The sequence below is a fragment of the Frigoribacterium sp. CFBP9029 genome, from assembly GCF_034045305.1.
Lineage (GTDB): Bacteria > Actinomycetota > Actinomycetes > Actinomycetales > Microbacteriaceae > Frigoribacterium.
The window spans coordinates 1-22088 of the sequence record NZ_JAXCWB010000019.1; the positions used below are offsets into that span (position 1 = coordinate 1).

23 protein-coding genes and 1 pseudogene are annotated in these 22088 nt (G+C 73.0%); 10 read left to right on the forward strand and 14 right to left on the reverse strand.

Annotated features, from left to right (window positions below; all coding sequences use genetic code 11):
* Positions 1-109: 109 nt before the first annotated feature.
* The gene (locus tag SOM11_RS14565; protein WP_320478494.1) at positions 110-565 is read right to left on the reverse strand and encodes a hypothetical protein; all 456 of its coding nucleotides are present in this window, start codon (positions 563-565) and stop codon (positions 110-112) included.
* Between the two features lie 112 nt (positions 566-677).
* On the opposite strand from SOM11_RS14565, the gene SOM11_RS14570 reads away from it, so the two are divergent.
* Entirely contained in the window at positions 678-1142 is a 465-nt protein-coding gene (locus tag SOM11_RS14570; RefSeq protein WP_320478495.1) for a DUF805 domain-containing protein, read from the forward strand.
* A 64-nt stretch (positions 1143-1206) separates the two neighbouring features.
* Here SOM11_RS14570 and SOM11_RS14575 read toward each other — a convergent pair whose 3' ends face one another.
* Entirely contained in the window at positions 1207-2337 is a 1131-nt protein-coding gene (locus tag SOM11_RS14575; RefSeq protein ID WP_320478496.1) for a LysM peptidoglycan-binding domain-containing protein, read from the reverse strand.
* A 186-nt stretch (positions 2338-2523) separates the two neighbouring features.
* On the opposite strand from SOM11_RS14575, the gene SOM11_RS14580 reads away from it, so the two are divergent.
* A complete protein-coding gene (locus tag SOM11_RS14580; RefSeq protein ID WP_320478497.1) occupies positions 2524-4257 on the forward strand; it encodes a RecQ family ATP-dependent DNA helicase in 1734 nt (577 codons plus the stop codon).
* Between the two features lie 113 nt (positions 4258-4370).
* On the opposite strand, the gene glsA is transcribed toward SOM11_RS14580, so the two are convergent.
* The 7 genes from glsA to SOM11_RS14615 all read right to left on the reverse strand — a co-directional run bounded on the left by glsA (position 4371) and on the right by SOM11_RS14615 (position 10306).
* Positions 4371-5282, reverse strand: a complete 912-nt coding sequence (gene glsA, locus SOM11_RS14585; RefSeq protein WP_320478498.1) for a glutaminase A — start codon at positions 5280-5282, stop codon at positions 4371-4373.
* Positions 5283-5302: 20 nt separating this feature from the next.
* A complete protein-coding gene (locus tag SOM11_RS14590; protein WP_320478499.1) occupies positions 5303-5626 on the reverse strand; it encodes a biopolymer transporter Tol in 324 nt (107 codons plus the stop codon).
* Positions 5627-5793: 167 nt separating this feature from the next.
* Positions 5794-6108 (reverse strand): hypothetical protein, encoded by a 315-nt coding sequence (locus SOM11_RS14595; RefSeq protein WP_192061708.1) that lies wholly within the window; start codon positions 6106-6108, stop codon positions 5794-5796.
* 184 nt (positions 6109-6292) lie between these two features.
* Positions 6293-7849 (reverse strand): GMC family oxidoreductase, encoded by a 1557-nt coding sequence (locus SOM11_RS14600; protein ID WP_192061709.1) that lies wholly within the window; start codon positions 7847-7849, stop codon positions 6293-6295.
* Positions 7846-8907 (reverse strand): hypothetical protein, encoded by a 1062-nt coding sequence (locus tag SOM11_RS14605; protein ID WP_320478500.1) that lies wholly within the window; start codon positions 8905-8907, stop codon positions 7846-7848. The genes SOM11_RS14600 and SOM11_RS14605 overlap by 4 nt, the downstream gene beginning before the upstream one ends.
* Positions 8908-9351: 444 nt before the next feature.
* Complete coding sequence (locus SOM11_RS14610) at positions 9352-9690, reverse strand: hypothetical protein (RefSeq protein WP_192061711.1); 339 nt, start codon at positions 9688-9690, stop codon at positions 9352-9354.
* A gap of 454 nt (positions 9691-10144) precedes the next feature.
* Positions 10145-10306: a hypothetical protein gene (locus tag SOM11_RS14615; protein ID WP_192061712.1), complete on the reverse strand. Its 162-nt coding sequence runs from the start codon at positions 10304-10306 to the stop codon at positions 10145-10147.
* 243 nt (positions 10307-10549) lie between these two features.
* On the opposite strand from SOM11_RS14615, the gene SOM11_RS14620 reads away from it, so the two are divergent.
* Positions 10550-11449, forward strand: a complete 900-nt coding sequence (locus SOM11_RS14620) for an SDR family oxidoreductase (RefSeq protein WP_243215720.1) — start codon at positions 10550-10552, stop codon at positions 11447-11449.
* 48 nt (positions 11450-11497) lie between these two features.
* On the forward strand, positions 11498-13258 hold the full coding sequence (locus tag SOM11_RS14625) for a protein kinase domain-containing protein (protein ID WP_320478501.1): 1761 nt from the start codon (positions 11498-11500) through the stop codon (positions 13256-13258).
* 166 nt (positions 13259-13424) lie between these two features.
* On the opposite strand, the gene SOM11_RS14630 is transcribed toward SOM11_RS14625, so the two are convergent.
* Positions 13425-13703 (reverse strand): GlsB/YeaQ/YmgE family stress response membrane protein, encoded by a 279-nt coding sequence (locus tag SOM11_RS14630; RefSeq protein WP_192061715.1) that lies wholly within the window; start codon positions 13701-13703, stop codon positions 13425-13427.
* 173 nt (positions 13704-13876) lie between these two features.
* Here SOM11_RS14630 and SOM11_RS14635 point away from each other — a divergent pair, with 173 nt between their 5' ends.
* Together SOM11_RS14635 and deoC are read left to right on the forward strand one after the other, a co-directional pair.
* Entirely contained in the window at positions 13877-14275 is a 399-nt protein-coding gene (locus SOM11_RS14635; RefSeq protein ID WP_192061716.1) for a PLDc N-terminal domain-containing protein, read from the forward strand.
* An 85-nt stretch (positions 14276-14360) separates the two neighbouring features.
* Positions 14361-15050, forward strand: coding sequence for a deoxyribose-phosphate aldolase (gene deoC / locus SOM11_RS14640; RefSeq protein WP_192061717.1), 690 nt, complete (start codon positions 14361-14363; stop codon positions 15048-15050).
* A gap of 52 nt (positions 15051-15102) precedes the next feature.
* Here the strand turns inward: deoC and SOM11_RS14645 are convergent, their stop codons facing one another.
* Positions 15103-15375: a hypothetical protein gene (locus SOM11_RS14645; protein WP_192061718.1), complete on the reverse strand. Its 273-nt coding sequence runs from the start codon at positions 15373-15375 to the stop codon at positions 15103-15105.
* A gap of 107 nt (positions 15376-15482) precedes the next feature.
* Positions 15483-16595 (reverse strand): alanine dehydrogenase, encoded by a 1113-nt coding sequence (gene ald, locus SOM11_RS14650; protein ID WP_320478502.1) that lies wholly within the window; start codon positions 16593-16595, stop codon positions 15483-15485.
* 154 nt (positions 16596-16749) lie between these two features.
* Here ald and SOM11_RS14655 point away from each other — a divergent pair, with 154 nt between their 5' ends.
* The 4 genes from SOM11_RS14655 to SOM11_RS14670 all read left to right on the forward strand — a co-directional run bounded on the left by SOM11_RS14655 (position 16750) and on the right by SOM11_RS14670 (position 20817).
* Entirely contained in the window at positions 16750-17283 is a 534-nt protein-coding gene (locus SOM11_RS14655) for an Lrp/AsnC family transcriptional regulator (RefSeq protein ID WP_320478503.1), read from the forward strand.
* A gap of 134 nt (positions 17284-17417) precedes the next feature.
* Positions 17418-18524, forward strand: a complete 1107-nt coding sequence (locus SOM11_RS14660; protein WP_320478504.1) for an acyl-CoA dehydrogenase — start codon at positions 17418-17420, stop codon at positions 18522-18524.
* On the forward strand, positions 18518-20077 hold the full coding sequence (locus tag SOM11_RS14665) for a PIG-L family deacetylase (RefSeq protein ID WP_320478505.1): 1560 nt from the start codon (positions 18518-18520) through the stop codon (positions 20075-20077). The genes SOM11_RS14660 and SOM11_RS14665 overlap by 7 nt, the downstream gene beginning before the upstream one ends.
* 59 nt (positions 20078-20136) lie before the next feature.
* Positions 20137-20817 carry a glycosyltransferase gene (locus SOM11_RS14670; protein ID WP_320478506.1) on the forward strand — a complete coding sequence of 227 codons (681 nt, stop codon included), beginning with the start codon at positions 20137-20139 and terminating at the stop codon, positions 20815-20817.
* Positions 20818-20835: 18 nt separating this feature from the next.
* Here the strand turns inward: SOM11_RS14670 and SOM11_RS14675 are convergent, their stop codons facing one another.
* Together SOM11_RS14675 and SOM11_RS14680 are read right to left on the reverse strand one after the other, a co-directional pair.
* Positions 20836-21321, reverse strand: coding sequence for a glutathione peroxidase (locus tag SOM11_RS14675; RefSeq protein ID WP_192061723.1), 486 nt, complete (start codon positions 21319-21321; stop codon positions 20836-20838).
* Positions 21322-21640: 319 nt separating this feature from the next.
* A pseudogene (locus tag SOM11_RS14680) lies at positions 21641-22088 on the reverse strand (hypothetical protein); the annotation flags it as partial.

The window sequence follows — 22088 nt, forward strand, 5'->3', positions numbered from 1 at the left end:
GGCGCGGCGCCGGCGGCGCCGGACGCGGCGACGGGCCGGCGCCGCTCCGGCGGGCCGATGACCCGGGGTGCGGCACCGGCCCGTCGGGCTGGTGCGGTGGCGGTGAAGCTCAGCTGCAGGTGTAGGTGACGCCGTCGACCACATGCGTGCCGGGGCCGAGGTCCGCGCACTGCTGCAGCAGGACGGTGGCGCTGGCGATGAGCACGATGATGCCGATGACCGTGATGATGATGACCACGATCGAGATGATGATGCCGGCCAGCGAGAGGCCGCGCGGCTGACCCGCACGCCCGAACCGGCGGAACGAGATGATGTTCAGGATCAGACCCACGATGGCGAGCAGACCGAAGAACGAGAGGACGAAGCCGGCGATGGCCATGCCCTTCGACGGGGGCTTGCTGCCGCCCGTGGTCTCGTTCGAGCCGGGCGTGTACGCCTGGGGAGCCGATCCGTAGGGCTGCTGCGCGCCTCCCTGCTGCGCGCCTCCCTGGGGCGGGTAGCCGGGCTGGCCCTGCGGGTTCTGGTAGCCCGGCTGGTTCGGGTCGTTGGGCGTGTTGTCGGTCATGAGCGGTCCCCTCGGTACGCGGTCGTTTCGCTCAGCCTAGGGGGCGGGGGTCGCCGCGTTCGAGCCCTGTGGATAACGCTTTCGCGGCCGACTCGCCACCTACGATGAGACCGTGACCATCGCCTCCGCCCCCAACGACCGCGACCGTCGGCCGATCGACCAGCCGTGCTACCGAGCGTCGTTCGTCGAGGCCATGCGCCGGTTCGTCGTCAAGTACGCGACCTTCTCGGGTCGGGCGGGGCGGGCCGAGTACTGGTGGGTGGCGCTGGTGCAGTTCGCGCTGCCGTTCGCGATCCAGGGTGTCACGGGTGTGCTGACCGGCGACTGGAGCGAGGTCGACGGGCAGTCGTTCTCGACCGCGCCGAACGCGATCCTCCTCGCGATCTACCTCGCGACGGCCGTGCCGACCCTCGCCATCACCTGGCGGCGTCTGCACGATGCGAACCGCAGCGGGCTGTGGGCGTTCATCCTGTTCGTGCCGTTCGTCGGCTGGCTCGCCTTCCTGATCTTCGTGCTGACGCCCCCGCGGCCCGAGGGTGCCCGCTTCGACGCGGAGCCGGCGGTCGCGACCGGCTGACCCGCGCCTCCTGCCGTGCGGCGCAGGCCTCTGAGCAGATCCGAGGAGGCGCGGCGCGAGCCGGTCAGACGCTCGCGGGATCGAGATTGAGCGTCGTGCCCTCGAACAGGCGCTGCTCGTCGTCGAGCACCTGCAGCCCGGCGTTCAGGTAGATCAGCGCCGCGACCGAGATGCCGAACCGGGCGGCGACCGCGTCGGTGGTGTCGTTCGGGGAGACGAGGTACCTGCGGGGCGCTCCGGCGTCGGTCGTCGAGGTGACCGTGCCGGCCGCGAGCGACGCGGGGCCCGAGTCGGCAGGAGCGATGTTGGTCTCGCGCGGCGGGATGCTCCAGGCGACGGACTGCACGGCCAGCACCTTGTCGGGCCCGATCTCGAGCGGGACGCCGTCCGCCGACGGAGCCGACGAGTAGGTCACGATCGTGCCGAGGTACGACGGCTGGCTGGTGCCGAGGGTCGTGCCCCCCGACGTCGGCGCGCTCGTCGGCCCGCCCAGCAGCACCGAGCCGACGCCGTACGAGGTCAGCCCGTCGCCCACCGAGGGCGCGATGTCGATGAGCGTCGCGGACACCGGCACGGGCAGCGTCGACGTGAAGCCCGAGTACTGGACGTCGTAGCCGTTCGAGCCGTCGGCGACCACCCGGTAGTGGTACGCGACGCTGCCGAGCGGAGAACGCACATCGCCCTCGGTCACGACCGTGCCGGCCGGGACGGACGCCACCGACGGCGCCGGCAGATCGGCGTCGACGGGCGCGGCCGTGGCGGCGCGCGGGGTCGGTTCACCCGACGGGGTGGGGGTCGGGGTCGGCGTGGGGGTCGCGCTGGGGCCGAACTGCGCGGCACCCGGTCGTGCGGTCGCGGACGTCGTGGCCGGTTCGGCCGTCGGCTGGCCAGCGCTTCCCAGGACGTCGCCGAAGACGACGAAGCAGGCGGCCACCACGGTGACGACGGCGACCGTCACGACGATGATCGGCAGGGCGAGACCGCCGCGACGCCGGTCGGGGTCGGTGTCGGTGTCGGTGGCGGGTTCGGGGTCGTCGTCGGGGGTGCCGAAGAGCATCTCGTGCCCGGATAGCTCAGCGGGCTGGCGGGGCTCGGCGGGCTGGCGGGGCTCGGCGGGCTGGCCGGGCTGATCGGGCTGGTCGGCCCCGTCGGGCGCGTCGTGCGGCCCCTGCGCGTCGCGGTCGTCGTCGGTCATGCGGCCCCCCAAGGGTGATCTCTCGAAGCAGGTGCTCCCCCGTGGACGATCCTAGGGCGGGTCGGAGTAGTGTGCCGCGCCGATCGGGAGCCGGGGTACGGCGGGCCGATCATCGGCTGTCAGTCGTGCGCGTGTCCCGGTCGGCGAGCCTGAGATGGACCTCTGCCCCACCGACACGAGGACCACATGAGCACGACACGCACCGAACCCACCGCCGACACCGCACGCACCGAACGCACCGCAACCCCCGCAGCCCGCACCGCCCGCATCACGACCGCCGCCGCCGACCTGTTCGGCTGGGACGATCTGCACGCCGGGCAGCTCGAGGCGATCGAGGCCGTCGTCGCGGGTCGCGACACCCTGGGCATCATGCCGACCGGGTTCGGCAAGTCGGCGATCTACCAGGTCGCCGGTGCCGTGCTCGACGGGCCGACCGTCGTCGTGTCGCCCCTCATCGCGCTGCAGGCCGATCAGGTCGCCGGGCTGGTCGGCCGCCCCGATGCGCCCTCGGCCGTCGCCATCAACTCCGGTCACACCGACGCCGAGAACGACGCCGGCTGGCAGCGTCTGGCCGCGGGCGAGATCACGTACGTGTTCCTCGCCCCCGAGCAGCTCGCACGAGACGAGACCGTCGACCGCCTGAGAGACGCCGGAGTCGCCCTCGTCGTGGTCGACGAGGCCCACTGCGTGTCGTCCTGGGGTCACGACTTCCGGCCCGACTACCTGCATCTCGGCGAGATCGTCGAGCGCCTCGGCCGACCGACGGTGCTGGCGCTGACGGCGACCGGGTCGGGGCCGGTGCGCGACGAGATCGTCGAACGGCTGCGACTGCGCGACCCGCTGATCGTCAGCCGCGGCTTCGATCGTCCCAACCTCGCCCTCGAGGTGGTGCGCCACGAGGACGACGACGAGAAGATGCGCGCCGTCGTCGAGCAGGTGGCCGCCTCGACCACGCCCGGCATCGTCTACGTGGCGACCCGCAGAGCGACCGAGGCCTACACGGCGGCGATCGCGGAACGCCGCCCCGACCGGACGGTGGTCGGCTACCACGGCGGGCAGCGGTCCGCCGAGCGCGGGCTGCTGCACGAGAGGTTCCACGCCGGCGAGGTCGACGTCGTCGTGGCGACCAGCGCCTTCGGCATGGGCATCGACAAGCCCGACGTGCGCTTCGTCGTGCACGCCGACGTGCCCGACTCGCTCGACGCCTACTACCAGGAGATCGGCCGGGCCGGTCGTGACGGAGACCCGGCCGTCGCCACGTTGCACTACCGGCCCGAGGACCTGTCGCTGCGGTCGTTCTTCGCCTCGGGGCTGCCCGGCCGCGCCGATCTGCGGGGGGTCTTCACGGCGCTGTCGGCCGCCGGACGCCCGGTGACCCGTGCCGAGGTCGCGGGGCAGCTCGCGCTCGGTTCGCGCACGGTGTCGCGCCTCATCGATCTGCTGCTCGAGGGCGGGGCGCTGACCGAGTCGACGGACGGGTTCGAGCCGGTCGCCGGTCTCGACGCGGCGGAGGCGGCGGGTGCGGCTCGCGAGGTCGCCCAGACCCGCGAGCGCGTCGCGACGTCCCGGATCGAGATGATGCGCACCTTCGCCGAGGCCGCGGGCTGCCGCCGCCGGTTCCTCCTCGGCTACTTCGGCGAGGACTCGCCCGAGCACTGCGGCAACTGCGACCTCTGCCTGTCCGACGACCGCGCCGGGATCGATGCCGAGGAGGCGCGCTCGGGAGACGAGGAGGCGCACCCCACCGACACCGCGCCTCCTGCATTCGCCACCGACGCCCACGTCGTCCATGCGACCTGGGGCGAGGGCACGGTCATGGGCACCGACGACGACCGGATGACCGTCTTCTTCGAGAGCCAGGGCTACAAGGTGCTCTCCGTGGCGGACGTGCTCGAGCGGGGGCTGCTGACTCCGGCCTGACGCGGGTGCCGGCTGCCGGGTGCCCGGTGACGCTGCCGGGTGCCCGGTGCCCGGTGCCCGGTGCCCGGTGACGCTGCCGGGTGCCCGGCGCCCGGCGCCCCCTGGCGGCGGCCCTAGCCGCGGTAGCCGAACGAGTGCAGACCGTGCTGCTCGGCGAGGGCGCGGCTGAGGGCCTCGCCGCGGACGCTCGTGCCGAGCTCGTCGAGCGGCGGGCTGATGATCGCCGCGCCGAGCCGATTCGGGGCGGCGAGCATGATGGCGCCCGAGACGCTGGACTTCGCGGGCACGCCGACCGAGCGCATCCAGCGCCCCGAGCCGTCGTAGACCCCGCAGGTCGCCATCACCGAGACCACGTCGCGCGCCACCTCGGCCGAGACGACCCGCTCGCCGGTGACCGGATTGCGCCCGCCGAACGCCAGCGTCGCCCCCATCACGGCGAGGGCGACGGCGTCGACCATCACCGAGCACGCACGGGCGTAGACGGCGACGGCCTCGTCGGCGGTCTCGTCGAGCGTCCCCTCCGAGCGCATCAGGTGGGCGAGCGCATGATTGCGGTCGCCGTGCAGCTGCTCGCTCTCGCTGATCTCGCGGTCGTAGTCGAGCTCGCGACCGGCGAAGGCGCTGAGGCCGGCGAGGATCCGGTGGATGCGCGCATCGCCCGAGTCGCCGTCGACCAGGTTGGCGGTGAGCAGCGCCCCCGCGTTGACCATCGGGTTCGGCGGCCGACCCGTGTCGCTCTCGAGCTTGATCGCGTCGAACGCCTCGCCCGTCGGCTCGATGCCCACCCGGTCGAGCGCGGCGCCGTCCGAGTCGGCGAGAGCCAACGCGAACAGGAACGGCTTCACGGCCGACTGGATCGAGAACGGATGCTCGGCGTCACCCGAGGCCACCACCTCGCCCTCGGGCCGGACCAGAGCGACCCCGAACAGGTCGGGGTCGGCCTCGGCGAGCTGCGGGATGCTGTCGTCCACCGCCCCTCCTCGGGTGGACACGAAGGAGGCGCGGAGGGCATCGAGCGACGGCATGCCTCCCAGCGTGGCAGGGTCTACGGCTTCCCGACCGACGCGAACCAGTCGGCGTACCGCGTGTTCTCGGCCATGCGGCGGGTCTCGTCGGGTGCGTCGTCGCTCCACCAGACGGGGCCGCGCTCGCCGAGGGCGGTCTTCGCCGCGTCGACTCGGGCGCGGGCCTGCTCGACGGCGGCCGGGTCGTCGTCGCCGAGCGCGGTCTTCTTCGCGCGCCGCGCCTCCATCAGGTCGTGCGCGAGCTCGGCCCGCCGGTCGTCGCTCAGCGACGGGTCGGACCGCCGCCAGAGGCGACCGCGCACGACGATGTAGCGGCCGTCGGGGGTCTCGAGCGGGGCGGTCATGACGCCAGTCTGGCTGCGTCGGCGTCGCGGGGGCCGGTGGGGCGCGTGCCGAACCCGACAGTTCTGCCCCGGGGGAGCTGAAACGCCAGGAGATGCCGCCCGTCAGGGGCCGTTCAGTCGCGAGTTGCACAGAAGGGGGGCGCGGGCGCGCAAGGGGAGCGGTGCGGCTAGGGGTGCTCGTCCTTCATGGGGAGGCGGTCGTCTCCGACGCTGTCTCCGGTCGTGGCCGACCAGCGGGTGACCAGACGGCGGGCGATCGGCAGGGGGCACGGGATCGTGACCGCGCCGGTGCGGCTGACGATCGTCAACCGGGCCGCACCCGACTGGCCGCGGTGCCACATGCGCGAGATGTCCATCGTGACGCCACCGCTGTCATCGCTGTCGTCGCGGCGAGGTTCGGTCATCTCGAGGGTCAGGCGGTTGCCGAAGACGGTGATGCGGTAGACGACGCCGCCGTCGCTCCAACTCTCGTCACTACCCACGGGACCAAGATACGAACAAGCGTTCGATCCTGTCCAGCCGAGTACGGCCCCGATCCGCCGGAGTTTCCGAAAACGGACAACCCGGACATGCCCGCCGCCCGCACCGCCTATCATGCGATCCACCGACCGGCCGCCTGCCGATCGACCAGGCCCCGCTGCCCCGGCCCCGCCGACCGGCCCCCGTCTACCCCGCGACCCGCGCCGCCAGGAACTTCTCGGCCGTCCGCAGCCCGAGCGCCATGATCGTCAACGCGGGGTTGGCGACGACCGCGCTCGGGAAGACGGAGTTGTCGCAGACCCAGAGGTTCGGCACGTCGAAGCTGCGCCCGTCGGCGTCGACCACGGCGTCCGTCGCGTCGTCGCCCATGCGGCAGGTGCCGATGGTGTGCGCCGTGCGGGCGAGCACCATCGTGTCGGTGGCACCGGCGGCCTCGACGATGGCGGTCATCGTCGCGATGGCGTGCTCGTCGATGGCGTCTTCGTTGGGGCCGGCGCTGAACGAGACGATCGCCTTGGGGATGCCGAACTCGTCGAGCTCGTCGGACAGCACGAGGCGGTTGTCGTCGCTCGGCAGGCACTCGGCGTTGATGCCGACCCCGGCCAGGTACCGGTAGCCCTCCATCGCCTCGACGAGTTCGTCGCCCCAGAGTCCGCCGCCGCGCACCAGAGTCGTGGCCAGCGTCAACGGCATGACCCCGAGGCTCTGGATGAGATAGCCGCCCACGAAGTCGACGCCCTCGGGTCGCATCGTGTCTTCGGTGATGATCGACGACGGGTAGCCGCGATGGCTGCGGATCTCCTCGGTGAAGGTGCCCCACACCTGGGTCGCCCCGTGCGCCATGTAGTTGCGGCCCACCTGGTCGCTGCTGTTGGCGAGCCCGGTGTGCAGCAGCAGACGGGGCGTCTCGACGCCGCCCGCGCAGAGGAACAGCGCCTTCGTGCGCTGACGGTGCTCGACCCCGTCGCGGGTGTAGACGACGGCCGACACCTCGCCGGCCTCGTCGAGCTCGATGCCGTGCACCATCGACCCGGGTCGGATCTCGGCGCCGTGCGCCACCGCCGACGGCAGGTAGGTGGTGTCCATGCTGACCTTGGCGCCGTTGCGGCAGCCCTGGTGGCAGCTGCCGCAGTTGACGCAGGCGTGGCGCATGCCCGCGTGCTCCTGCTCGCGGTCGACGGTGGTGATCGCGACGGGGCCGTCGGTCGCGGTGATGCCGAGCGCCTCGCACCCGCGGATCATCATGTCGGACGACGCGTTGCGCGGCGCCGGCGGCAGCGTGTACCGCCGCGAAGGGTCCCAGGGGTAGTCGGCGGGCCCGGCGATGCCGACGAAGGCCTCGACGCGCTCGATGTACTCGATCAGCTCGGCGTGCTCGATCGGCCAGTCGACGCCCTTGCCGGTCAGCGACTTCAGCCGCAGATCGCGCTCGTCGGGGCGGGGCGTGAAGGCGCCCCAGTGCAGGGTCGACCCGCCGACCCCCTTGCCGCTGTTGTTCAGGCCGAAGGCAGTCGGGTTCTCGCCGGCGCTGAGGCGTTCGTCCATCCAGTTGATGGCGACCGCCTCGGTCTCGTCCTGGGTGAAGAGCTCCGGGTCGAAGTTCGCCCCGGCCTCGAGCGCGACGACGTGCAGACCCTGCGCCGCCAGCGTGCTGAGGATCGGCGCCCCGCCGGCGCCCGTGCCGATCACGACGGCGTCGACGATCTCGTCGTCGGAGTAGGTGGTCATCTGGTCGAGGTTCATCGGACGACCTCCATCGTCGGTTCCCACTGCTCGCGTCGGTCGGCGCCGAGCAGGTCGAAGCCCTGGAAGAGCGCGCCGCCCGGTCCGCCGTTGGCGAAGCCGTCGAAGCCGATGCGCTCCATCGTCGCCGGGTGGGCGAGCCAGGCGCGCACGAGGTCGACCCGTGCGTCTTCGAACCAGAGCTGCATCTGCTCGGCGGTCATCTCACCGGCCGGCGGCTCGAACTCACCGGCGACGAGTGCGGCGACCCGTGCCCGCTGGTCGTCGACACCGAGGAGGCGCAGGTCGGCGAGGGCGTCGAGCCCGCGTCGGTAGGCCTCGAGGTCGGGCGGCAGGGCGTTGTTCCGCCAGCCGTCGGACCTGCCGAGGTTCTGATCGACGTCGATCCGTGCCGCGAGGTCCAGTTCGGCACCGGGCCAGGGGGCGCGCTGGGGCACGACCAGGTCGGCGACGACGCGCAGCGTCTCGAGCTGCGACGTCGAGAGGGTCTGCGGCCGGTAGTCGGGGTCGTCGGCGAGGGCGCGACGGGCGAGCAGCGCCCGGGTCTGCGGACTGGTGCGGGTCGAGGCGATGACCTCGGCGAAGTCGAGCGACATGGTCGGCCCGAGCCCGGCGCGATCGCGCCAGAACGTCGTGATCGCCTCGACGGGCGACTCGCCCGAGGCCGAGGCGTCGTCGAGCACGAGCGCGGGGACGCCGTCGAAGTCGCCCGGCGAGGTCACCACCACTCCGGCGAGACCGAACACACCCGCCTCGCCCGACAGGATGCGCGCCACCGTCTGCGAGACGGCGTCGACGCGGGCGCCGCTCGCGGCCAGCAGCCACCGGGATGCTCCGGAGGCGCGGATCGCCTTGACGACGGCCGTCACGACCTCGTCGTCGGTCGCCCCGGTCGAGGGAGCCGACGCGATGTGGACGTCGAGGGAGGCTGCCCCCGGGTCGCTCGACGCGGCGGCGAGCGCGGCACCGAGCGAATCGTCGGACCGATCGGGGTCGGGGTCGGCGTGGGACAGGAAGACGACGGTCGCACGTGGTGGCGTGGGTCGATCAGATGACACGGGGCTCCTCGTGAGAACGGCCTCGAACGAGGCTCGTCCGACGATACGTCTCCCGCCGAGACTCGGCCCGGCTTGCGCCGGAGAGCGAACAGCGGGACGGCGGCGCACTGGCCCTGTGGAGGGATCGACGCCGCGAGATCGGTGCCCAGCAGGGTCCCGGATCGTCGTTGATCCGAGAGCCCGCGCCGAGGTTCGGGTCCTCGACGGGTGTCGTCCGCTGCGTCGGCGCGTGATCTCGGCGGGTTTCGGGTACTCGCCGGGAACGCCGTCCACAGTGGAGCGGACACACGGGTTGCTAGGCACCCGGGGGAGCATTCGGAGGCGTCGGCGCCCCGGTTGGGGGGTATCCGGATGTGTTCGCGAATCGGATAGCGAGGCCGTTCCGTGGCCAGCGGGCGATTACTCTCGCGCGCCTCCTGAAGACGTCGACGTGCGCGGTCGGGCTCAGCGCGCCGTGCGGGCTCCTGCGGGCACGACCGGCTCGATCAGGCGCACATGGCTGGCGGCGACCCTCTTCGGCTGATCGGCGAAGGCGGCGGCGCGCGAGTCGCTCGCGAGGTAGGCCTCCTCGACCGCGGCGAACGTGGCGGCGTCGCCTGCGACGCTGACCGCCCAGACGAACTCCCCGGCCTCGCGGTCGGCGTACGCGAACTCGACGGCGAACCCCTCGGCCTCGCGGGCCGGAACGATCCGGGCCTGGAACCACTCGACGAACTCGTCGAACACGCCCTCGACGAGTTCGTAGCGGCGCAGCTGGACTGTCTTCTCGGCGTCGATGCTCATGGCGGACAGCCTAGGACGGCCGCACCCGCACCCGCACCCGCACCCGCAGACGACGACGGGCCTCCCGGTGAGGGGAGGCCCGTGGTCGGTGATCCTCGTCGGCGCCCCACGTCGTGGGCCGCTGGTACGGATCGTGCTCGGTCGTGCTGATGACGCAGGAGGAGCGGGTCGTGCTGGTGACGCAGGAGGAGCGGGTCGTGCTGATGACGCAGGAGGAGCGGGTGACGCGGTGACGTCAGGTGACGCCGAACTCAGTCGAGGTCGTCGTCGTCGATGCCGGTGTCGAAGTACGACACGTGGTCGACGTCGTCGGACGAGGCCAGGATGCGGCTGGAGAAGGAGGGTCGCATGGCTCAGGCCGCCAGCGGACCGTCTTCGCCACGTCCGACGAAGAGTTCGGAGAGGTCGAGCGCTTCGGTGGGCGCGAGTTCGACGTGACGCAGCTCGGACGCGCTCATGCGCCGAAGCCCAGGGTGACGAGGAGGGCGGCCGTGGCCATGACGCTGGCCGCGACGGCCGACGTGGCGACGACGAAGAGGGTGGCCTGGCGTTCCGTGTCGCGCACCTCGGAGAAGGGGCTGCGGACGCGACCGGTGGTGGGGCGGATGAGGCTCATCGTGGTGCTCGTTTCTGGCAGCCCTGCGCTGCCCTTGACTCTCGGTGGAGAGGCCGTGAGCCGCTCCGCACCGCCGTGAAGTCGATGCATGAGCATGCTGTCACGGGAATCGCTAGACCGACTAACTATCCGTGCACCCAGTGCGCATGACGGATAACACCCGCCGATCGGGGTCGCGGGCCACCGTGCGACCCGGGGTACGCACGCACCCTCCGCTCAGGACCTCGGCGTACGACGGACGGCATGGACCGCGATCAGTACACCTTCGACGACCCCCGCACGCGCTTCCCCGTGATCAGCCCCGAGGTGCAGCAGCAGCCCGAGCCGGGCCTGCAGTCGAGGATGGACCCGGTGCCCGACCTCGGCGAGAGCACCTACCGCGGCTCGGGTCGCCTCACGGGTCGCAAGGCGCTCATCACCGGTGCCGACTCGGGCATCGGCGCCGCCGTCGCCATCGCCTACGCGCGTGAGGGCGCCGACGTCGCGCTGTCGTACCTCCCCTCCGAAGAGGAGGACGCCCGCCACGTGATCGAGGTCGTCGAGGCGGCCGGTCGGAAGGCCGTCGCGATCCCCGGGGACCTCACCAGCGCCTCCTTCTGTCGCACGCTGGTCGAGGAGGCGGTGGCCGGCCTCGGCGGACTGGACGCCGTCGTCAACGTGGCCGGTCGGCAGATCTGGCAGGACGGCATCGAGAAGATCACCGACGAGCAGTTCGACCTCACCTTCAAGACCAACGTCTACGCCCCGTTCTGGATCATCAAGGCCGCCCTGCCGCACCTCGGCCCGGGCTCGACCATCATCAACACCGCGTCGCTCGAGGCCTACACGCCGGCGCCCGACCGCCTCGACTACGCCACCACGAAGGGCGCGATCAACAACTTCTCGAAGGGGCTCGCGCAGCAGCTCGTCTCGAAGGGGATCCGCGTCAACGTCGTCGCGCCCGGGCCGACCTGGTCGGTGCTGCAGGTCACCCAGGGCGTCGACCCCGAGACCCTGCCCGAGTTCGGCTCGAGCGAGTCGCCGATGGGCCGCGCGGCGCAGCCCGCCGAGCAGGCCCCCGCCTACGTGTTCCTGGCGAGCGCCGAGTCGAGCTTCGTCGCCGGCGAGACCCTGAACGTGAACGGCGGCATGGTCACTCCGTAGCCCGAATAAGGTGGGGGGCGTTGCCCGACGACCCGGACAGGAGGCGACATGGACACCCCGGACCTCACCGCAGGCATGGTGCTCGACGGCCGCTACGAGATCGAGTCGGTGCTCGGCCGTGGCGGCATGGCGAGCGTCTACCGCGCCCGCGACACGCTGCTCGGTCGCGTCGTCGCCATCAAGCTCTTCGCGCCGACGGGGGCCGACGCCGCCGAGCTGCGCCGCGAGACCAGCGAGGTGCAGGTGCTCGCCGGTCTCGCCCACCCGGCGATCGTGACGCTCTTCGACGCCCGCGTCGACGATGCCGACCGCGCCTACCTCGTCATGGAGTTCGTCGAGGGGCCGACGCTCCAGACGCTCGTCTCGGAGGGTCCGCTGACCCCCGCCACGGCCGCCGCGATGCTCGCCGACCTGGGCGAGGCGCTGCACGTGGCCCACGAGGGCGGCGTCGTGCACCGCGACGTCAAGCCCGCGAACATACTGCTCGCCCCCGTGCCCGGCGGCGAAGGGCGCTACCGCGCGAAGCTGGCCGACTTCGGCATCGCCTACCTCGTCGACTCGACGCGGCTGACCGCGACCGGCACCGTCATGGGCACCGCGGCGTTCATCAGCCCCGAGCAGGCGCTCGGTCAGCCGATCGAACCGCCGTCGGACGTCTACTCGCTGGGTCTCGTGGCGCTCGAGGCCCTGACGGGCACGCGGGTCTTCACGGGCTCCGCGATCGAGTCGGTCATGGCGCGCCTGCACAACGACCCGATCGTGCCGTCGTCGCTCGAGACCGGCTGGGCGTCGCTCCTCACCTCGATGACCGCCAGGGATCCGGAGGCGCGACCCACCGCGCTCGAGGTCTCCCGCCGCGCGTCGCGACTGGCCTCGGCCGCCCGCGGCGGCGACACCTCCGACCTGGCCTCGGTGCCCGATCCGACGGAGCCGATCAACCGCAGCGACCGGACGATGGTGCTGCCCGCCGCGGCCGCCGCGGCTGCGGCTGCCGGGGTCGCGGGTGCGGGCGTAGCGGGTGCGGCGGCGGCTGACGCGCCGACCGCTGCGTACGGTGCCGGTGCCGGTGCCGGTGCCGGTGTCGGTGCCGGTGCCGGTGCCGACGCGCCGACCGCGGCGTACGGTGCCGGTGCCGACGCGCCGACCGCGGCCTACGGCGCGAACGCCCCGACGTCGTCGTACTCGAACGGCGCTCCCGGCTCGGATGCGCCGACCGAGCGCTTCGCTCCGGCGGTGGCCCTCGGCTCCGCCGCGACGGGTGGCGGAGTGGCGGCCGGTGCCGGTGCGGGAGGCTCCGGTGCCGGTGGCGGCCCCGGCGACTTCGACCGCGCCTCCTCGGGGCGACGTCGCTGGGTGCTGCCGGTGATCATCGTCGCGGTGCTGGCACTCATCGCCGGGGCCGTCGTCTGGGGGATCACGCAGGGCGGCGACGGCGACGGAGCACCGGTCGAGTCGTCGCAGCCGAGCAGCGGCACGCCCAGTGACGACCCGTCCGGCGAGGCCACGACCCCCGCCGAGACGACCGAGCCGCAGCCGGAGCAGACCGAGGAGGCGCCCGCGCCGGCCCAGCCGTCGGAGGAGACGGCGCCCGAGCCGACGACCCCCTCCGAGTCGACCGGCGAGGACGAGCCCGACGAGAACGAGCCCGACGAGAACGAGCCGGACGAGAACGAGCCCGGGGAGGTCCCGGTGCCCGAGGCGACCGTGCCCGGCACCGGGGTGGGCACCGGCGCCGTGACCGGTCCGGGCAACAGCGGGTCGAACCCGAACTCGGGCCCCGGCAACAACAACGGGAACGGGAAGCCCTAGCTGTACCGAGGCCGCTCGGAGGTGCGGCGGGTCACCGTCATCGGGGGCGGGTCAGCGCTGACCCGCCGCGAGTGACGGGAACCCGCCGAAGCCGCGGAGGCCCAGGCGCACGAGAACGGGCCGCCCTCCGACTGGAGAGCGGCCCGTCCGCGCGGTGCAGGGTCGACTAGTTGCGAGCGCCCTTGCGGCCGGTGACCTTGAGGTAGATGACCAGGACGATGATGGCGCCGATGATCGAACCGATGATGCCCGAGGTCTGGAAGAAACCGTCGGGGTTGTTGCCGGGGAAGATCAGGTAGGCGAGGAATCCACCGACGAACGAGCCGATGATGCCCAGGAGGATGGTCATCGGGATCGAGATGTTCTGCTTGCCGGGGACGACGAGGCGGGCGACTGCACCGGCGATGAGGCCGATGATGATGAGGCTGACGATCAGACCGAGCATGATGACTGCTTTCTTTGCGAGCGCCGGGTCGGGCGCGGTTGCTGCCACGGGGTCGGGCAATCACCGACTCAACCACTTCTGCGCGTCGGCGGGCCAGATTCGTCCGATTCCATCCAGATGATCCTCCGAATGACTGGTGGCGCAGGTAGGAGTTCGCTGAATATGATCGCGACATGTACGTGCTCGTCTCCGGTCTCATGTTCGCCCTCGTGCTCATCGCCCTGGTCGACATCGTCACGCGCCAGGACGGCCAGGTGCAGCACCTGCCGAAGCTCGTCTGGGTGCTCCTCGTGGTGTTCCTGCCCCTGATCGGCAGCATCCTGTGGTTCGCCGTGGGCCGTGAGCGGTCGGCCCCGTCCGAGCACGTGTCGTTCGGCGATCCGAGGAGGCGCGAGCGGCTCGGATTCGGCGGCCAGCGCACGCAGACGGTCACCACCACCTCCCGCCCCCTCAGCACGGAGGAGCAGCTGGCCGCCCTCGACCGCGAGATCGAGTTCCACGAGCAGCAGGCCCGACTGCGGGCTCTCGAGATCGAGGTCGAGAAACGCCGCGACGGCGATCGCCCGGTCTGAGCGGGCCGCCGGTTTCGCCGTCGTGCCGCGACGGTCGATGATGGACGACGAGCCGATCGGGCTCGATCGCCCCGGAAGGACCCCCATGACCGAGACACTGCAGGCCGCCGACATCGTCCGCCTCGTCGACCACACCCTCTTGAAGCCCGAGGCGACGCACGCCGACGTCGACGCCCTCATCGCGGAGGCCGTCGAGCTCGGCGCCTACTCGGTCTGCGTCTCGCCGTCGATGCTGCCGCTCGTGCTGCCCGAGGGGTCCGAGCTGAAGATCGCCGTCGTCGCCGGGTTCCCCAGCGGCAAGCACACCCCGGCCGTCAAGGCGTCGGAGGCCCTCGAGGCCGTCGCGTCGGGCGCGCACGAGGTCGACATGGTCATCGACGTCGGTGCCGCGAAGGCCGGCGACTTCGTCTCCGTCGAAGAGGACATCGCGATCGTCCGCGGCGCCGTGCCGAGCCCGACCGTGCTCAAGGTGATCATCGAGTCGGCCGCCCTGAGCGACGACGAGATCGTGGCCGTCTGCCAGGCCGCCGAGCGGGCCGGGGCCGACTTCGTCAAGACGAGCACCGGATTCCACCCCACCGGCGGCGCGACCGAGCATGCGGTCAGGCTCATGGCCCAGACCGTCGGCGGCCGCCTCGGCGTCAAGGCCTCGGGTGGCGTCCGCACGATCGACGACGCCCGTCGCTACGTGGCCGCGGGCGCGACCCGTCTGGGCGTCTCGGGAACCCGCGCGCTCGTCGAGGGTGCCGCTCCGTCGGCCGGCGCCGGCTACTGAGACCCGTCTGACACGGAGCCCGGGCCGGCATCGCCGTCGGCCCGGGCTCCGCTCAGTCGTACAGGCGCCCGAGCAGCCAGTGCCCCGCGGCGTCGCGGACGACCTCGAACATGTGGGTCGTGCCGTCGGACGCCGTGGCCTGGAACCGCCACCCAAGGAACCTCCGCGGCGGGTGCGTGATGAGCTCGTGGACGAACAGCGGCTCGTCGACGAGGGGCGTGGGGGTGTCGCTGACCCGCCACCGGACGCCGTCGTGGACGAGACGCGCGGGCAGGCCGTCGTCGAACCAGAGCGCGACGGCCGATCGGGTGGTGGAGATGTTCATGGCCTGCCTCTCGTTCGAACACGTGTTCGATCAGAGGCGAGTGTAAGCAGGCCGATCCGGCTCGCGCAACTGCATCGGCGAGTCGCGCGGCGGCGCGGCGCGGCGCGTCAGCCGAGCGTCGCCGACGCGGCCAGCGGCATCCCGAGCGCCGCCGCGACGCCGGCGTTCGTGACCTCGCCTGCGTGCACGTTCACCCCGGCCGCGAGCGCCGGGTCGGCCGCCGTCGCCGCGTCGAGGCCGCGGTCGGCCAGCGCCACGACGTATGGCAGCGTCGCGTTCGTCAGCGCCCGCGTCGACGTCTCGGGCACCGCGCCCGGCATGTTCGCGACGCAGTAGTACACGGCGTCGTGCACGGCGAAGGTCGGGTCGTCGTGGGTGGTGGGCCGCGACCCCTCGAAGCAGCCGCCCTGGTCGATCGCGATGTCGACCAGCACCGCGCCCGACCTCATGCCCGCGACCATCTCGTCGGTGACGAGCTTCGGCGCGGCCGCCCCCGGGATCAGCACCGATCCGATCACGAGGTCGGCGTCGCGCACCTGGACCGCGATCTCGTGCGGCGTCGACGGCCGCGTCTGGATCCGTCCGTCGAAGCGCGCCTCGAGAGCCCGGAGGCGCGGCAGCGACAGGTCGATCACGGTCACGTCGGCGCCGAGGCCGAGCGCGTTCGCGGCGGCGTGCTCGCCGGCGACACCGCCGCCGATCACGACGACCTTGGCGCGCGGGGTGCCCGGCACTCCGCCGAGCAGGGTGCCCCGACCGCCGGAGGCGCGCATCAGCTGGTACGCCCCCACCGTGATCGAGAGCCGCCCGGCCACCTCGCTCATCGGCTGCAGCAGCGGCAGCGAGCGGTCGGGCAGCTGCACCGTCTCGTAGGCGATCGCGGTCGTGCCCGAGGCGACCAGCGCCTCCGTCAGCTCGCGGTCGGCGGCCAGGTGCAGGTAGGTGAAGAGCACCTGATCGGCGCGCAGGAGGCGGTGCTCGGCCGCGATCGGCTCCTTCACCTTGAGCAGCAGATCGGCCCGGGCCCAGACCTCGTCGGCCGTCGGCACGATGGTCGCGCCGGCCGCGGCGAAGTCGTCGTCGAGGATCCGCGAACCCGTGCCCGCCCCGCTCTCGACCAGCACCTCGTGCCCTCGGCGCACCAGGGCGTCGACGCCGGCGGGCGTGATGGCCACGCGGTTCTCGTTGTTCTTGATCTCGGTGGGCACTCCGACGCGCATGGGCGTCTCCTGTCGCGTCAAGGCCTCGCGGGCCGGTCGTCGTCGATCGATGAGACGATGCTGTCGATCATTCGTTTCACCCGTGTTTCGACCGAAGAAGATTCTGCGAGACCCGATGGATCGACCCGATGACACCCTGCGAGAGGCGCTGAGCATGATTGAACCGAACGATCTTCGACCTGCAGGAGGCGCGGCGGGCGACGGAGCCGTCGCCGCGCCTCCTGCGGACCTCGACGAGGTCGACCGCCGCCTCCTCGACGTGCTCGCCACCGACGGCCGCCTGTCGAACGCGGCGCTCGCCGCGGCGGTCGGCGTCGCGCCGTCGACCGCGCACACGCGACTCCGGTCGCTGATCGACCGCGGGGTGATCACCGGGTTCCTGACGAGCGTCGACCAGCGTCGCATCGGCCGCCCGCTGCAGGCGGTGATCGGCGTGACCCTGCGCCCGGGGTCGCGGCAGGCGGCGATCACCGCGTTCTCCGAGGCCGTGCGGAGTCTGCCCGAGGTGCTGCAGGTGTTCTTCCTCGGCGGGCACGACGACTTCATCGTGCACATCGCCGTCTCGGACTCGAGCGAGATCCGCACCTTCGTCGTCGACCATCTCTCGGCCCAGCCGAGCGTGGCGTCGACGCGGACGAGCATCGTCTTCGACTACCACCGCAACGGGGTCGCGGCCTCGTTCCGCTGAACACCCGGCGCCGAGGGAGGGGCGCCCTCGTCGTGCCGACCACCCGCGGGGCGACCCCCTGGCCGGCTCTTATCACCCTCGCCGGCTCCTGTCGACGGAGCCCGGGAATCCCCTCGGCGGCCTACGGTCGAGGTATGCAACTCACCGGCCCCAGCGAACCGGGCTCGCTCACGCGTCTCGTCGCCGACGACCTCCCCTCCGACGTCGAGGGCTCCCTCCGACTCGGCATCGCCCTGACCAGCCGAGGAGGCGCGGCGCCCGTCCCCGGGGCGGGGCGCACCGCCGACCTGTGGCGGGCCCTCGCGACGCTCGCCGCCCACGACCTCGGCGCGGCCCGCGCCGTCGAGCCGCACCTCGACGCGTTCGCCATCCTGCAGCAGGTCGATGCGGCGGGCGGCGCCGACGCGACCGACCCGACCCGCGCCTCCGACGCGACCGGCACGCCCGACGCGACGGACGCACCGGGCGCGACCCGCGCCTCCTCGGCGGCGACGCGCAGCTGGGGCGTCTTCGCGGCCGAGCTGCCCGGCACCCGTCTCGAGGCGCAGCAGGTCGGCGACGGCTGGTCGCTCTCGGGTGAGAAGGGCTGGTGCTCGCTCGCCGGCGTGCTCGACTCGGCGCTGGTGACGGCCAGGGTCGGCGACGAGCGGCGGCTGTTCTCGGTCGACCTGCGGCAGGGCGGAGTCGAGGTCGTCGACGGCGCCTGGCACGCCCGTGGGCTGGTCGAGATCCCCTCCGGCCCGGTGCGCTTCGACGCCGTCGCGGCCTCGCCGGTGGGCGCCCCCGGCTGGTACCTCGAACGCCCCGGCTTCTCGTGGGGCGGCATCGCCGTCGCCGCGTGCTGGTACGGCGGGGCCGTGGGCATCGCCCGCGCGCTGCACCGCACGGTCGTCCGACGCGACCCCGACCCCCACACCGCCGCCGCGCTCGGAGCCGTCGACGAGCGCCTCTCCGACGCCCGACGCGCCCTGGCCGAGGCCGCCGAGCTCGTCGACGCGGGCCGCGCGACCGGCGCCGACGGCCGTCTGCTCGCCAAGCGGGTCCGCGCGACCGTCGCCCATGCCGCCGACGACGTGCTGACCCGGGTCGGTCGCGCGCTCGGCCCGGCTCCCCTCGTCGCCGACGCCGCCCACGCCAAGCGGGTCGCCGACCTCACCCTCTACCTGCGCCAGCACCACGCCGACGCCGACGACGCGTCGCTCGGCCGCCAGCTGCGCGAGAGCGCGGTCGCCCCGTGGTGAGGTTCGACGCGCGCGACCCCGCCGGCCCCGTCGAGGCGTGGGCCGCCGACGGGAGGCTGGCCGCGCTGCCGGTCGACCCGCGCCTCCTCGGCGACGGCTCCGGCTTCGGTTCGGCGGCCGGTCCGCTGCTCGTGCTCTCGGCGCACGCCGACGACGAGACGCTCGGCGCGGGCGGGCTCATCGCGCTCGCCGTGCGCTCGGGGCGCGCCGTCACCGTCGTGGTCGTCAGCGACGGAGCCGGCTCGCACCCCGACTCGACCACCACCTCGGCCGACGCCCTGCGCCACGAGCGCGCGGCGGAGGCCCGCGCGGCCCTCGACGAGCTCGGCCCCGGCATCGAGCTCGTGCTGATGGGCGTCGCCGACGGAGGACTGCAGGAGGCGCGGGTCGACATCCGCACCCGCCTCGCCTCGGTCGTCGCCGACGTCCGCCCGGCCGTCGTGCTCGCCCCCTGGCGCGGCGACGGTCACCGCGACCACCGCGTGCTCGGCGAGATCGCGGCGGAGCTGGTGCGGGGCGCCGCGGCCGACGCCGGTGCCGTGGGCGCCGTGGGCGCCGGTGCCGAGGCGGTCGGTGCCGACCTCGCGCCGGCGCTGTTCGAGTACCCCGTCTGGCTCTGGCACTGGGGCGCCCCCGATCACCCCGACGTGCCGTGGGTGGATCTCGTGCGGGTCGAGCTCGACCCCGAGGCCCGCGCCGCCGCGGCTCGCGCCCTCGATCGGCACGCCTCGCAGCTGCGCCCGCTGTCGTCGCGCCCCGGCGACGAGGCCGTGCTGCGCCCCGACTTCGTCGCGCACTTCCGGCGCGACGCCGAGGTCTTCGTGCGCTCCGAGCCGCCCGAGCCGGCGCAGCCCGTGTCCGCGCAGCCCGCATCGGCGCAGCCCGAGTCGGCGCCGCCCGAGTCGGCGCCGCACGAGCCGGTGCTGCCCGAGACCGCGCAGCCCGAGCCCGCGCAGCCGCAGGGCACCCGCTTCGACGCGACGCACGCCCGCCAGGCGGATCCCTGGGGGGTCACGACGCGCTGGTACGAGCGGCGCAAGCGCGCGATCACGCTTGCGTCGCTGCCCGACGAGCGGCTCGGCTCGGTGCTCGAGATCGGCTGCTCGATCGGCGTCGTGACGGCCGAGCTCGCCGAGCGCGCGTCGTCCGTGCTGGCGCTCGACGTCTCCGAGGTCGCCGTCGGGCACGCCAGGGCGCGGCTCGCCGATCGTCCGCACGTGCGGGTCGAGCAGGCCGACGTGACGCGCGGGCTGCCGGGCTCCGGCCCGTTCGATCTCGTGCTGATCAGCGAGGTCGGCTACTACCTCGACCCCGACCAGTTCGAGCGGCTGCTCGACGACGTCGAACGGGTGCTCGCCCCCGCGGGCACCGTCGTCGCCTGCCACTGGCGGCACGGGGCCGACGACTTCCGGCAGAGCGGCGACGACGTGCACGCCGCCCTGCTCCGCCGCCCCGGGCTGCACCCGGTCGCGCACCACGACGAGGACGACTTCGTGCTCGACGTGCGGTCGCGCGACGGGCGATCCGTGGCCGACCGGACGGGTCTGCGGTGAGTGCGCCGCGCCTCCTCGGCCCGCGTGTCCTGGGCCCGCGTGTCCTGGGGATCGCCGTCGTGGTGCCCGCCCGCGACGAGTCCGCCCTGATCGAGCGCTGCCTCGCCGCCGTCGGGGTCGCACGGCACCGCCTCCACGACGATCACCAGGAGGTGCGGGTCGTCACCGTCGTCGTGGCCGACGCCTGCACCGACGACACCGCCGAGCTCGCCCGACGCGCCCCCGGCGTGACGGTGGTCGAGACGGCCGGCGGCGCCGTCGGCGTGGCCCGCGCCGCCGGAGTCGACCGGGCCATGCGACTGCTCGCCGCAGAGGGCGTCGACGAGAGCGCCGTCTGGATCGCCAACACCGACGCCGACTCGGTCGTGCCGCCGCAGTGGCTCGTGGCGCAGGTGGCCCTCGCCGACGACGGCAGCGACGTGATGGTCGGCACCGTGCGACCCGACTTCGCCGACCTGAGCGCCGAGCAGATCGCGGCCTGGACGGCCCGGCACACGCCTGGGCGCCCGAACGGCCACGTGCACGGCGCGAACCTGGGGCTGCGGGCGAGCGCCTACCGGGCAGCCGGAGGGTTCGACGCGCTCGACCTGCACGAGGACGTCGTGCTCGTCGAGCGGCTCCGCGAGACCGACGCCGTCGTCACCGCATCCGACGCCGGCGAGGTGCTGACCTCCGGCCGCCGCGTGGGGCGCACCCGCGGGGGATACGCCGGGTACCTCGCCTTCGATCTGCTCGCGTAGGCGCGGAGCGGCCTCGACCTACGCGGGCAGCGACGCCTCGATCAGCGACACGATCTCGGGGGCGTCGGGTTCGGTGGTCGGTCGGAAGCGGTGCACCGCGCCTCCGGGGGTGATCACGAACTTCTCGAAGTTCCACTTCACCTTGCCGGCCTTGCCGTCGGCGTCCGCCGCCTTCTTCAGCTCGGTGTAGAGCGGGTGCTCGTTGCGCCCGTTGACCTTGATCTTCTCCATCATCGGGAACGTCACGCCCCAGGTCGCCGAGCAGTACTCGTCGATCGCCTCGGACGACCCCAGCTCCTGCAGGAACTGGTTGCTCGGGAACCCGAGCACCGTGAAGCCGCGCTCGCCGTAGGTCTTCTGCAGCTCCTCGAGCTTCTCGTACTGCGGGGCCAGGCCGCAGCGCGAGGCGACGTTGACGACCAGCACCACCTTGTCGCTGTAGGCGCCGAAGGTCGTGCTGTCGCCGCGCAGGGTGGTCAGGTCGATGGTGTCGAGTTCGCTCATGGCCCCGAGGGTACGCCGCGCGGATCGGCGGAAGCCTCCGCGAGCGGCCAGCCGCCCCGCGCCCCGCGCCGGGCCGCGCCCCGCCCCGCACCCCCGGGGTCGATGAGTCACGACTCGCCGCGGGGTCGGGAGGGTGCGCGGCGAGTCGTGACTCATCGAGCGGGCGAGCAGGGGGCGGGCGTGCGGGCGCACGGGAAAACCCCACCTCGCGAAGCCGTGAGGCTCTGCGGGGTGGGGTTCCACCGGGAACACGGGCCCCGGCCGGGGGCCGGAGCCCGAGTCGTCGTACTGAGAAGCGATGCCGCCGGAGCGGCGCCGACTACTCGGTCGCGACGGTGATCTTCGCGACGCCGACGAGCATCTCGTCCTGGACGGCGTCGGTGCTGAAGGTCTCGTTCAGCAGCGCGGCGGCGTCGGGGCTGATGTGCACGGTCGTACCCTCGAGGACGGCGTTGGTGCCCTCCATCTGCAGGGGCTTCAGGGTGCCGCCCCAGAGGTTGAACAGGTAGGCGTCTTCGACGACGACCTCGCCGTTGGCGGACACGGTGCCGTAGAGCTTCGACTCGCCCGGGTCGATGCGGAAGTCGGTGAGCTCGACGGTGGTGTCACCGGCGGTCAGCGACAGGCCCGAGCCGTCGTGGTCGAGCTCGCCCTGGACGTAGGGGCGGACGTCGGAGGAGGGGTCGTAGTAGTCGACGTTGCCGCCGGTGATCGGGAACGCGAACGTGCCCGTGGCGCCGTCGAAGGTGCCGGTGCCGACCGGGGCC